Source organism: Algibacillus agarilyticus, from assembly GCF_003286125.1.
GTDB classification, from domain to species: Bacteria; Pseudomonadota; Gammaproteobacteria; order Enterobacterales; family Alteromonadaceae; genus Algibacillus; species Algibacillus agarilyticus.
The window spans coordinates 235,931-249,395 of sequence record NZ_QMED01000003.1; the positions used below are offsets into that span (position 1 = coordinate 235,931).

7 protein-coding genes and 1 tRNA gene are annotated in these 13,465 nt (G+C 38.9%); 2 read left to right on the forward strand and 6 right to left on the reverse strand.

The annotated features are described in order from the left end of the window. Positions 1-40: 40 nt before the first annotated feature. From DPX34_RS04365 to DPX34_RS04375, 3 genes are read right to left on the reverse strand one after another with little or no spacing between them, the layout of a single operon-like run. Positions 41-1,048 (reverse strand): virulence RhuM family protein/type II toxin-antitoxin system death-on-curing family toxin, encoded by a 1,008-nt coding sequence (locus DPX34_RS04365; RefSeq protein WP_111977193.1) that lies wholly within the window; start codon positions 1,046-1,048, stop codon positions 41-43. 1 nt (position 1,049) lies between these two features. Further along, positions 1,050-4,529 carry a DEAD/DEAH box helicase family protein gene (locus DPX34_RS04370; RefSeq protein WP_111977194.1) on the reverse strand — a complete coding sequence of 1,160 codons (3,480 nt, stop codon included), beginning with the start codon at positions 4,527-4,529 and terminating at the stop codon, positions 1,050-1,052. Between the two features lie 52 nt (positions 4,530-4,581). Then, complete coding sequence (locus DPX34_RS04375; protein ID WP_111977195.1) at positions 4,582-6,096, reverse strand: sigma 54-interacting transcriptional regulator; 1,515 nt, start codon at positions 6,094-6,096, stop codon at positions 4,582-4,584. A gap of 197 nt (positions 6,097-6,293) precedes the next feature. Here DPX34_RS04375 and DPX34_RS22440 point away from each other — a divergent pair, with 197 nt between their 5' ends. Further along, positions 6,294-6,482, forward strand: coding sequence for a hypothetical protein (locus DPX34_RS22440; RefSeq protein ID WP_499698285.1), 189 nt, complete (start codon positions 6,294-6,296; stop codon positions 6,480-6,482). Positions 6,483-7,238: 756 nt separating this feature from the next. On the opposite strand, the gene DPX34_RS04385 is transcribed toward DPX34_RS22440, so the two are convergent. Further along, a tRNA-Leu gene (locus DPX34_RS04385) sits at positions 7,239-7,323 on the reverse strand. A 377-nt stretch (positions 7,324-7,700) separates the two neighbouring features. Between DPX34_RS04385 and msrP the strand changes: the two genes are divergently transcribed. Further along, positions 7,701-8,714 (forward strand): protein-methionine-sulfoxide reductase catalytic subunit MsrP, encoded by a 1,014-nt coding sequence (msrP, locus tag DPX34_RS04390; RefSeq protein WP_111977196.1) that lies wholly within the window; start codon positions 7,701-7,703, stop codon positions 8,712-8,714. Positions 8,715-9,009: 295 nt separating this feature from the next. On the opposite strand, the gene zipA is transcribed toward msrP, so the two are convergent. Together zipA and smc are read right to left on the reverse strand one after the other, a co-directional pair. Beyond that, positions 9,010-9,837, reverse strand: coding sequence for a cell division protein ZipA (gene zipA / locus DPX34_RS04395; RefSeq protein ID WP_111977197.1), 828 nt, complete (start codon positions 9,835-9,837; stop codon positions 9,010-9,012). A 15-nt stretch (positions 9,838-9,852) separates the two neighbouring features. Next, positions 9,853-13,353: a chromosome segregation protein SMC gene (gene smc, locus DPX34_RS04400; RefSeq protein WP_111977198.1), complete on the reverse strand. Its 3,501-nt coding sequence runs from the start codon at positions 13,351-13,353 to the stop codon at positions 9,853-9,855. Positions 13,354-13,465 lie beyond the last annotated feature (112 nt).

Consider the following 13,465-nt stretch of genomic DNA (forward strand, 5'->3'; position numbering starts at 1 on the left):
AAAAATAAAATGTACTTGCTTGTATTTGCTTATGCTTGTTTTAGCTTAAAAGGTTTTCAATTAAGCGGATTATGGTGTCTTTTTCTGTTGGTTTAGATTCTGCGACTAACAATGTAATGGCCGCTAGCCCAGTGTCATTAATAACGGGTTGGTAATTGTCATTTAATAATCGATTATTTCTGTTTAGAAAATCAATAAATAAAAATGCCGCGGTGCGTTTATTGCCATCTGAAAACGGATGGTTTTTTACCACAAAATACAATAAGTGTGCGGCTTTGCTTTCTAGGCTTGGGTAAGCTGGCTCGCCAAATACGGTTTGCTCTAGTGCGCCCCAAATAGCATCGAGTCCGTTTTGTCGCTCTTGCGCGAACAATTGAGTGGCTTCACCTTTATTCATTAAATTTTGTTTAAGTTGGCTAATGGCTTGTTTGGCGTCTTTTAACGGGGTTAAGTTGCCGCCTTGTTGCCCTTCTGGTGCGGTTAACAAACCTTCGTCGTATTGCTGTAACCATAAAAAGGTTTGAGTATAACTGGCCAGTATATCAACAAGCCCAGCACCAAATTCGCTATTATAAGGTAATGCTGCCGCGCGTTTTACTAATATTAAGGCTTTTTCGAGTTCGTTGGCGTTTTCGGTTAGGCGTTGCTCGTTAAGGGTGTACCCTTGTAATAAATGTTGCTTTAAGGTTTTAGTTGCCCATTGGCGAAAACGAGTGGCTTGGGTTGAATTAACGCGGTAACCCACAGAAATAATAGCGTCGAGGTTATAAAATTTGGTTTTTGATTTTTGTGTTTTACCCGCAATAGCACCGTGTTCAGTGGTTAGTTCCAAAATGGAACTAACCACATTTTGCTCAAGTTCACCTGATTTAAATATATTAGCTAAATGCTTGGTAATTGCTGGGCGTTTGGTACCAAAAAGCTCTGCCATTTGCGCTTGTGATAACCACAAAGATTCATTTTTAAGCGGAATATCAAAAGATAATGCCCCTTCTTGCGTTTGGTAGATAACAATTTTGTTGTCACTATTTTTTTGATTATCATTCATATTATAACCTTACTGTTTTATTAACCGTTGGTGACTTGTTGCCAAGTTCAACATCAAACTGTTTAATAAATTGCTGTATTACATCGGCTTGTGCTTGGCTAAAAACGCCGTCGAGCCCCATGTCGTGAATTTGGGTAAACGGCGCGTCGTAAAGTTGGTCGATGCTAATGACGCCATAACGTATGAGGTGATTTTTTAATAAACCAATGAAACGCTGTTGTTTGGCATTCATATGGGTATGGGTTTGCTGTACAAGTTTAGTAAAGCTTTGCTCGATTGCCTCTTTATCCATTCCTACAATAGTACGTAGAATTTTATCTAAACTGGCGGTTGAATCTGGGTAAAATTCTTTTAAGGTATTTAAATCAACACTCGGGTTTTGAATGTGAACCAAAGCATTTAATCGAGCAATATCATCTTCAGTAACTGGGCTACCTGCACGGATTTTTTGCAATACGCTATCAGTTTCAAATAATGGTGTTAAGGTTTTTTCTACTTCTTGGCGGAAGATTTGATAGTCGATTGACACGATTTTGGTAGGACGCGCTGTGGCCTGATAGCCTGCTTTGTCTTCTTTGATATCTAAAATGACTTCTGGTGGCGGTGTATAGGTGCCTTTGTCGCGTAAATGAATAATGGCACGTAGTGCTTTGCGGCTGGATTCTAGTGTTTCAAAACCGTCTATTGATGCTGTTAAATTTTGCCAGTAGCCGTCTTTTTGAATATCAGCAATAAAACTTGCCTTGGCACGCACTTCATTTAAATGCATTTGTAATTTGTCTATCTTCACCATCAACGTTTGCCTAGCTAAGTCAATTTGGCTTGGGTCGGTGTATAGCAAGGTTTGGATAATGGCGATTTCATTATCAAATTTATATGCTTCTGACTGGCCCATAATATTGCGCCATTGCATCAGCGGTGCAATATGCTCATAAAGTCTTGCTTTGGTTTTTGGGGCAAATTGGTTTAGGTATTTTTCGTCTTTGCACGCTTCAACTACTTGCCAATTGTCACGCACCGCTATGGTATTCATATCAAGTGAACACACATCTTGATGAATGAGTTTTATCACTTGATCAAAAGTTGCGACATCGGCTTTTTTAAGTGCCGTTTCAGCCAACAATAAACGTGATTCAAATAACTTTTGCGTTAACGACTTAGACTGTTTAACGTCCTCTTCTTCTGGGTCCATATCGAAGTATTCGAAGTTTTCCCAGTGATCGAATATTAAGAAGTGGGTTTTGTCTTTGCCAGCGCCTTTGTCACCCTCGGTTGCGTATAAGTCTTTACACAAGCGTGTGCCACGGCCAATCATTTGCCAAAACTTTACTTTTGATTTAATTGGCTTAGCAAATACGAGGTTGACACATTCTGGCACATCAATGCCCGTATCAAGCATATCAACCGATACTGCTATGCGAACGCTGTTTTCTTCAGTCGATTTAAAATCGTCAATAAGCTCTTCAGCCCGCTCATATTTTGAGTGAATAACGCGGCAGAAGTTATTACCTAACTGAGGATACATTTCAGCAAATAGGTTAGCCATAAGTTCGGCGTGAGCAATATTCCGCGCAAAGACAATTGTTTTACCCGGCAATTGACCGTCTACATCACGTAACCCTTTTTCCATCAGGTTACGCAGTATCACACGGTTGGTATCTTTATTTTTGACTGCTTCATCGATTTGTTTGGCGTCGAAGTCTAACTCGTTAGGGTCTATACCTTGTTCTTCTAGTTCGGCAATTTGCTCGTCGGTGAGATTATCTTTACGGATCCCTTCACGTAAGAATTTAGTGGTAAAGCTTACGATTTTGTAGGGTACTAAGTTGCCGTCTTCTATCGCTTGTTCTAACGGGTAATTCGCCGTCGGCATTTTAAAGTCACAACCGAATAGCTGACAGGTTGAACGTGACACCATTTCTACAGGGGTTGCTGTTAAACCAACTTCCAACGCATCAAAATACTTAAAGATATCACCGTATACATTGTAAATTGAACGGTGAGATTCATCGGCAACAATCAGATCAAAATAGCCAACATCGTATTCATCGCTATATATATACTTCATCATGCCCGGATAAGTTGCGACGAATATACGCGCTGATTTAGCCGCCGATTTTTTGCTTTTTCCAACCACATATAGTGGCTCGTTGGTAAATTCGTTAAAGGCATTACCCGCTTGTTTACGTAACTCTTTACGGTCACAAAGAAATAGCACTCGCTTTGCCCAACCAGCATCCAACAAGCGTTTCGCCAATGCGATAGATACTCGTGTTTTTCCAGTTCCTGTAGCCTGAACTATTAAGGATTTTCGATGTTTATCTGAAAAGCGTTCACATACCCTTGTGATCGTTTCCATTTGATACATGCGACCAGCAACATCGGTATCGATAGGTGTTTGGTTTAGGTCTTTTTTCAACGCTCGCTGCTTAATAAGGTACTGCAACGAGTCTTTTGAGTAGTAGCCATAAAGCTTGCGGCTGTTGTAACCTTGCGCATCGTCTAAAATACGAATGTCGTAACCATTTGAATAGAATATTACAGGCCGTTGACTATATTCCTTCTCTAGCGCATCAGCATAGATTTTTACTTGCTCGCGGCCTTTCTCAACCGATTCACGAGTACGCTTTGCTTCAATAACAGCCAATGGCTTACCATCGTCATTCCAAAGCACATAATCAACATAGCCAATACCTGTAGGTGTAGGCTGGTGCGCAACCTCGACTTCTTTGCCAACGTCGTCGGTACTAGATTCGTCTAGTGATACATTCCACCCTGCTGCACGTAAATCCATATCAATAATACGAGCACGCGTTTCGGCTTCATTAAAGTTAAAGCTAGAAGTGATTTTCGTATTCAGTGATTGCACTTGGCTGACTTTTTCAGAGTCAATTGCTTGTTTAAGCTTGGAGGCTTCAATTTGAGCTTGTTTTTGCGCGGCTTGCGATGCTTCTAATTCTTCCAATGCAAGTTTAAGACGCGTTTTGCTTTCTACTAGTTGTTTTTCTAGAAGCTTGTTCTTTTTAATGAACTCTGCACTTGATTGATCGTGGGGCTGTTGTGGTAAAGGTGCTTTAAATTCAGGGCAGTCTGACTGTTTACCGTTGTTATAAACCATAAACAAATAACTGGCCACAAAATAACTTTCTTTTAAGATCCAAATGGCTTGTTGTTGATCGACTTTGCCTTCGTGCGCGGCTTGATTTCCACTTTTACGAATAGCATGTAATTTATCTGTGATTTGTCGAGGAACGACACTGGTAAAGTCATCAGTGGTTAACTTGTCATAGATATTAGAGTTCGGGAATACCGGAAGGCGTAGCTCCTTATACAAATAGCCAACGACTTTTTCAGCAAAACAGCGTAATTTTACTAGAGCACTTTGAGGGTCACTGATCACATAGTCTTCTGCAAATGCAGCAAGCTGATGTAATTCAGGCCATTTGGTTTGGATGTGTTCAAAATTCATTGATTGCTTCATTCCTGTTTGATTCCTTATATCCTATTTTGCAAGTCCAATACCAAATTCGAAATTATTGTTCTTTTTCATTTTGAACCCCCAATCGCTTCATCCAATTTGTTAGCGTTTGATGATCTTTTAAGCCCAGCATTTGGGTTGCATGCTTCTTAACATTCCCGCTTGCTCTTAATGCAGCTTCAATATACTTTTTTTGATAATTTTCAGTTAGTTGAACTATATCAACTTTATCATTGAAAGAAAGCGTCACATCATTATTTTGTTCACCAACTCTTCTGTTTATGATGGCTTCAGACAGTTCCTTTTCACCCACCAATTTTGCATCCGTCCACAAAAAAGCCCGGTTCAATGTGCTCCATAATTCACGAATATTGCCTAACCAAGATTGAGATAAAATAAACTTTATTCCATCTTCGGAAACTTTTTTACTTACATACTCCGGGTGCTTCGAACCCGACTCATTAATTTGTACTGTCAGTTGTTCAACTATGACGGGAATATCTTCCATTCGATCTCTTAGTGGTGGCATTTTGATAATGCCCACCGCTAGGCGGTAAAACAGATCTTCTCGAAAATCCCCTTGTTCAATCAAAGTGGTTAAATCTTGGTGGGTAGCCGCTATAACACGTACATCAACATTAATGGTTTTGGTATCACCTAGTCTGGTAATTTCGCCTTGCTGTAATGCCCTGAGTAACTTTACCTGTATACCAGGTTTAAGCTCACCCACTTCGTCTAAAAATAAAGTGCCGCCGTTAGCTTGTTCAAATAAACCTGCATAATCTTTATCTGCCCCCGTAAACGCACCTTTTTTATGACCAAACAGTGTTGAATCGACTAAGTTATCAGCAAGCGCACCGCAGTTTACGATTCTTATCGACTTGTTTCCTCTAAGGCTGCCTTTGTGAATTGCATTTGCCATTAGCTCTTTTCCTGTACCCGTTTCACCTAAAATCAAAGCTGGCAATTCTGATTGCGCGATACGTTTTGCTTTAGCAACAGCCGTTTGCATTATGCTTGATTTAGCCGTTAATTCAGAAAAGGCATTCTCCAAATTTAGTTTAGGTTTTGAAGTTGCCGTATTCGCGATATTTTTAGCAGCTGAGTGTACATAAGCTCTAGCAAAATTGAGAGGTATATCGACTTTTAACAAGTCATTATTAGGAGTTGTTTGCACAAAATAAGCATTGTTTTTGCCTTTGCCTATCAACACAGACAAAGTCGTCATTGCCGGTGTACCTGATGTTAAGTTAATTGCTAACGAATCAGAACTTTCAGATAGTTTCGTTATCCACTTTTCAGTTTCTAGTGCTATTGATTGGTAATCAATAGGGCTTGAGATATGTGCTTTTTTAATTTGTATATCATGGGTTGGAAAACCCAGTATTGTCATACGCTTTTTTAGATAACGTTCAAAAGCAGGCCATTTTTCTTGTAGCTGATTAGAGAGAATGACAATTTTATCAAATGGAGCTGCTGATTTAGATGCGATCGTAACAATAGAAGCGTTTTGATCTTGCTCCATATTCTCTATATCGCGATTTCCTAACCATGTAAGAAGAGTGTTCAACTGAAGTCCACTTAATAATTATTTTGTAAAAAATATTACCGCAGATAACTTTCTTTACCTAACAAAACATTAATAATACTTAAGCAAATAACGAATTAGAGGCCGAATGCTTAAATTTAGTTTGGCACACTGGCCAGCGGAAAAAAGGCTTTTAAAATTTATATCATTAGTATTTCTGATACCTGTTATCAGAGGAGATTTTATACTCTAAAAAAACCAACTCTAAATACTGGTACACTAAATTTGAACTTAGTTACCTAGACCAAAAAAACATTAATAAGAGCACCCGCAGTACATCTAAAGCCAAAGCGGAAGCATTCGAAACGCAACTAAAACATGACTTATGGCAGCCGCTAACCTCACAAGTAAAAAAAGTATTTATTTGATGAAGCAATGCAGCTTTACCTTCTATCACGCCAAACTAACCGCATTATAAAAGAAAAAGAAACAAAACTGTGTTGATGGTCGAACAAGCAGGGCGGGATCGCGCTTTTTCTAAGAATAATAGAATATGATGGAAAGTTTTTTGAACTTTTCTGACTTTCGCTGATCAGATCTTTTTTTAGCACATACTACCTTTAAAGTTAATGAATTCATTTATCAAAGAAATTGAAAATATTGAAGACCACTGAGTTGTTTACTTCCCATAATTCCAGGAACACCCAAGAGAATCGTCAATAGACGATACAACCATTAATACCAATCCGTAATAATAAGTGCCCACTCAGCGAGCGTTTAAATGCGCTTACATGAAAGAATAGTGGTGCTCTTTTGAGTTCGAGCAACACAGAGTAAGCGCATTTAAAACTCGCCTGAAAGGAATGCCCCAGCGGCTTTTGACCTGCGTTATCGGTATTTGAAAGGGAAAAAACATTCCTACACACCGACGCCTTGTTCAAAAACCGCTGGATGCATTCTGAGAGATCACTTATTTATATGAATTGGTATAACTTGTGAAGTTTTAGAGCCGTTTCTTAAAACGACAAAAATGAATCAGCGAAAAAGCCATCCCAAAAACAGATACATTTTGGGTGTTTAGCCGTTAAAAATTCTTATTAATTTAAGATGAAGAAAAGAGGATGATTTATGATTTTTAGGCACAAAAAAACCAGCGTCAGCTGGCTTATTTACATTTGTTAAGGTGGTACCGGTGGGCGGACTTGAACCGCCACGCCCGAAGGCAACGGATTTTGAATCCGTCATGTCTACCAATTCCATCACACCGGCACATTAACAAACGTTGCATCAAGTATTAACTTGATGCGTTGCATTATACAAAGGCTTTACTCAGTCGCAAGTAATTTTTACAGCTTTTGTTTCAAGTGCTTATTTTTACAGCAATTTAACAACTTTTTCCGGCTTTTTCTCTTTTGGATAATAGAAACAGGTCTGACGATCTCATATATACTTAATTTTTGAGGTTTTTAATATTAATCTCAGTTTATTACATTGCTTGCTAATTAATTAAAATGAAATGACAACTTATTTATCCGGTCTATTAATATACTCGTATATTTTAAAAATGGTTTTGCTCCGGGTATCAATATTTATAATAATAAAACCCAGTGGCTCACATTACTGATTTACTTATTTAAGGTTTTTGTATGAAAATTACCTGTTCCAATCAATCGCAGTTTAAAGATCACGAAATAACAGACGAAACGGTTTTTAATCAAAGACGTAAATTGCTAAAGCAAATGGGGTTTTTAGGCGCAGGTAGTTTACTATCATCCCCCAGCCAAGCGAATATTTTAGATTTATTCTCAAGTGATAAACCACAAAATAAACCCGCTGCCGTTATGCAAAACCTAAGCTTTATTAAAGACAAAGCAGCACGTGACGAATTAACCCCCGAAGCTAAGGTGACTTCTTATAATAATTTTTATGAATTTGGCACCAGTAAAACAGACCCAGCTCAAAATGCCCATGCACTCACCTTAAATCCATGGAATTTAAGCATTAACGGCTTATGTCACAAGCCATTTGAATTGGGTTATGAAGATTTATTTAATAAGTATGCATTAGAAGAGCGTATCTACCGTATGCGCTGTGTTGAGGCTTGGTCTATGGTTATCCCTTGGATTGGTATTCCGTTAGCCACTTTGTTAAAACAAGCCGATCCAAAAAGCAACGCCCAATATGTCGCTTTTGAAACCTTAAAACGACCTGAAGAAATGATTGGCCAGCAAAGCCGGTTAGTTGGCGGGGGTATTAACTATCCGTATGTTGAAGGACTCACCATTGAAGAAGCAATGCATCCATTAACCTTAATTGCGGTTGGCTTATACGACAAAGCGTTACCGGCACAAAATGGTGCCCCTGTTCGGTTAGTTGTCCCTTGGAAATATGGCTTTAAAAGTATCAAATCAATTGTAAATATTAAGTTAGTTGATAAAGAACCCCCCACGACATGGAATTTAAGTGCCCCAAGTGAATATGGCTTTTATGCCAATGTTAACCCTGCTGTTTCGCATCCTCGTTGGAGTCAGGCGCAGGAACGTAGGATCACACAAGGTGGGTTGTTTTCGCAGCAATACATTAAAACGTTACCGTTTAATGGCTACGGAAAAGAAGTCGCTCACTTATATAAAGGAATGGACTTAACTAAATACTTTTAATTGCTAAATTCAAGCATAAAAAAAGGTGCTAATCAGCACCTTTTTTTGTTTATTTATCTGTAGTTTTATAGTCAAAGCGATCGGGTTTTAGGGGCAGGTTTCTCGTTCCAGACGAAACCTAAGTACTTACTTCCATGTAAGCAAAGCAGTCAAGCTTCGAGACCCCATGAGCATATGCTTTACTATGTGATTGGGGCCGCCTAAATGGATTTAGGTGTTAGAACGACGCAGGAGCCAAAGTCGAGAGTAAGCGCTGACAATGAACCATAAAACCTGAGCGAGAAGACTATATTCATTATTTTAATAGTTGACGACGTTCAAATTCACGAATACGTTCAATGTAATGCTGAACAGTTTGGCGCGTTAATACACTGCGTTGGCCGTCTAATACTTGGCCATTAAATTCGGCTGCTATTTTCTTACTGGCGTTATGCATCATATTAAAAACTTGTGATGCATCGCTCTTTGTCGGCAAAGACATAAATAAAGAAACACCTGGTGATGTAAAGTGCTCCATGTTGTCTATATCAAATGTACCAGGGTTAAACATATTCGCTAAACTAAACAAAATTTCACCATCGCCTGAGCTTTCTTCATAACGATGGAAAATAGCCATATCACCAAATTTAAAACCAAGAGTCAGTAAAAAAGGTAATAAACTTGCTCCTGATATCACCTGACCTTCGGGTGCGATCACATTGAGAATGAGCACTTCTTCTGGGGTATGTTGCTCGGCTGGTTCGCTTGCGCTTTGCTCAGTTGTGGTTGACATTTTTTCTTCACGATGTGTTTGCACTTGAGGTGTTTCAGTTTCCGTTGCGATAAACGAATCCATTTCATCGGGCAATTCCATTTCAAGTTGCACATCATCAAAATTAGGTTCAACACGCACCTTGTCTTTTGATTCTGTTTTTTGCTCCGGCTTAATACTGTCTATTTTGCTCTTTAACGAAAAACCAGCCGATTTTTTATCTTTACTACTGTGTTTCGGTTGTTTTTCATCGGGTAATGGTGGCTCTATCGAGCTTTGGTTATTTTTACGCACCGTCCATATACCATGTGCAACAAGAGCCAAAACAGCCAAAATACCTAAAATCATTAATACAATGCGAAAATCATCCATCGCTTATTATTCTCTCTAAGACGCTTCAGCGAGCGCTATTGCTTTATCAACATCAACGGCAACCATACGCGAACAACCAGGTTCTTGCATAGTAACACCGACTAAATTTGTAGCCATTTCCATCGCAATTTTATTATGCGAAATAAAAATGAATTGTACGTTACTTGACATTTCTTCAACTAATCGACAAAAACGGACCACGTTTGCATCATCTAATGGCGCATCGACTTCATCCAGCATACAAAACGGGGCTGGGTTTAATCTAAAGATAGCAAATACCAATGATAATGCGGTCAGCGCTTTTTCTCCACCAGAAAGTAAATGTATTGTGCTATTTCTTTTTCCAGGTGGTCGCGCCATTATAGTAACACCTGTATCTAATAAGTCATCACCTGTTAACTCTAACCATGCGGCTCCTCCTCCAAAAACTTTTGGAAATAGCATTTGTAAGTCTTCATTTACACTATCAAAGGTTTGTTTAAATTTAGCTTTTGTTTCACGATCTATTTTACGAATTGCACTTTCTAGCGTGTCTAAAGCCGAAAACAGGTCTTCGTGTTGGGCATCTAAATAATTTTTTCGTTCACTTTGGTGATCATATTCTTCGATAGCCGCTAAGTTTATAGCCCCCAAACGTTGAATAGCCGTCGATATTTTTTCTAATTCTTTTAACCAGATACCTTCGTTGGCGTCGTCTGGTAACGTTTCTATTACATTTTTAAGCACTTGACCGGTTTCATTTAACGAGTCAAGCACCGAGTTAGCCCTAACTAAATAACCTTCACGCTCTATTTGTAGGCTCGCTAACTCATCTTTTATTTTTTGTACTTGGTTAATCACACCATGTTGATCTTTTTCACAGGTGTTAATGTCGTCTTCGACTAGGCTTAATTGTTGCGCAAATTCACGTTGCTTAACTTCAACCTCGGCTTTAGCTTCTAAACTTTCTTGTAATTGTATAGCAGCATCTTCGAGTGGCATATCAATTTCATTCAATTCAAGTTGGATCGCTTCATGCTGTTCGGTCAGCATCACCGTTCTATTTTTAGCCGATACTATGGCTTGTGTTGCATTGTCAATTTGACCTTTTAACGTTTCATTTTTTAAGACGCGATCATGCACCGTCGTTTTAGCCTGATCAACTTTATGTCTGGCAAGCGCTAAAGCATGACTACTATGTTCTTTTTGTTTAAGCGCATTCTCTTGTGAACCCGTTAAAAGCTGCTTTTGTTGTATTGCCGTTTCTAATGCCGCTTCTAACTCAATTTTCTCTATTTGCTCGTCTTCTAGCGCGGCTTGGTGTTCAATCAATTCTTGCGTGTATTTTTCAAGGCGCTGCGCAGTCTCTTGTCGGTCTCGCAGCGCAATTTGTTGTTGATACTCAAGTGTTTGAATACTGGATTTAGCTTGCCCTATATTTTCTTTTTGCTGTTCGAGTCGTGTTGTTAATTCTGCCAATGTCAATCGAGCTTGCTTGAGGTCTTTAGTCGTTTGAGCATTATGCTGGCTTAAAATATCGAGGTGAGCTTGTTTTTCTAGCCTTTCATTTTTCCAGGCTAAAATACTATCGTTTTGCAAACCGGCAAGATATTGCCAACTTTCATTACGCCAAAATCCATTTTGATCAATTACACTATATTCTGCATCAGGCTTGGCATCAGCATCAATTCTTACTCGACTTAAAATGGCCAGTATGCTGGCAGGAGCGGTCACTTTGTCAGCTAAAGTCGCATAACGTTTTTTCGCTGATGTTATGTCATGTTGACTAGATTCTTTAAATAAAAATACAGCGGGTAATGGTTCATCATTTAAAGTGATAGCCTGTGCTTCTTCAGGTTTAAGCAAAGTATCAACCCAGACAGCAGGGTTTAATGGCTGCAGAACCACATCCACGGCTTTTTCCCAGCCGGCTTCAACTTTTATGCTTTCATGCAGAAGTGCCGCAATGTTGATATTGCTTTGAGCTAACCCACTTGATAACGCCGCGACATCAACCATTTGTGATTTTTTAGCGATGAGTAAATCAAGCGATGCCAGTTCAGCGTTGAGCACTTGATAATTTTTTTGCTCATCTCGGTCTTGTTGCTCTAACTCGGATAATTTATCTTGCTGCTGATGAGCTTGTTGTTTGGTTGCTATAAACGCGTGTTCAATGTCGATTAACTGTTCTTTTTTAATTTCTATTTGGTCAGATATAACATCATCATGTTGTTCAGATTGCAGGTGCTTTAACTCTTTTATATCTTGTTGAATATAGCTAATACGCTGTTGTGTTTTTTGCATCAACGGTTTTAGTGCATTCAATTGTGCTTCAATTGTTTTAACTTTATTGTCGGTTTGATAAAAAGACTGGGATTGCGACTGCCATGTTTCTAGAATTAATTCATGCTGTTGTTCATTTTCTTCTAATAGCAAAATGGCTTCGTCTTGTTCTTCTTTAGCCATAGTAAGTTCGGGTAATAAATCATCAAACTGCGATTTTAACTCGGTTAATCGAGCTTCAGCCGCCACTAAATCGGTTTCGAGATTTTGTTTTTCACTTTGCTGATGATTTTTATTACGCTCTAAACCTGCTTTTTTCTCACGCAAGTGCAGTTGCTGTTGTTCTGCTCGGGTAATCGATTTAGCAAAGGTAAAGAGTTGTTGGTTAATTTGCTCAAGTTGATGTTTTAATTCTGCTTGTTGTGTTTTTAATGTGAATAATTGGTTTTGATCACCTTGTTGCGCAGTTGAAAGGGCTTCAAGGGCTAATTGCTTTTGTTTTATGTTTTTATCAAGCGCTTCGGTTTGGTTATTCAAACGCATCCAACGCAAAACACAATGCTCAGCTTTGAGTTTACGTTCTTGAGATTTTAGGTCTTTATAACGTTTAGCAGCCGAAGCTTGTTTTTGCAGCTTTTCTAGCTGTTGCTGTAATTCGGCTCGAACATCGGCTAATCGCTCTAAATTATCACGGGTGTGTTTTATGCGATTTTCAGTTTCACGTCGACGTTCTTTGTATTTAGAAATACCGGCTGCTTCTTCCAAAAAAATTCGCAACTCTTGCGGTTTTGATTCAATTAAACGAGAGATCATGCCTTGTTCAATAATGGCATATGAGCGAGGCCCTAAACCGGTACCTAAAAATAATTCCGTTATATCTTTTTTTCGGCACTTGGCGCCGTTTAATAAATAAGTTGAAACCGCTTCACGTGTGACAATGCGCTTAATCGAAATTTCATTAAAGGCCGCGTACTCTCCTTTTAAGCGCCCTTCACTATTATCAAAAACTAATTCAATACTGGCTTGTGAAATAGGTTTACGCGAAGTTGAACCATTAAAAATAACATCGGTCATGGCATCGCCGCGTAAATTTTTAGCCGAACTTTCGCCTAAAACCCATCTAACCGCATCAATGATATTCGATTTACCACAACCATTAGGCCCGACAATTGCTGTCATTTGTGCAGGAAAAGGAACCGTAGTGGGATCCACAAAAGACTTAAAGCCTGCTAATTTAATTTGTTTTAACCGCATGAAATGTTGGATAATCGATTTTTATTGAACAATCGCTAAACATAACAGATGCTGTGCCTCGCGACAATGCTCGCCTTCGAAGAATCTAGTTCACTGCGCGTTTTATCAACAA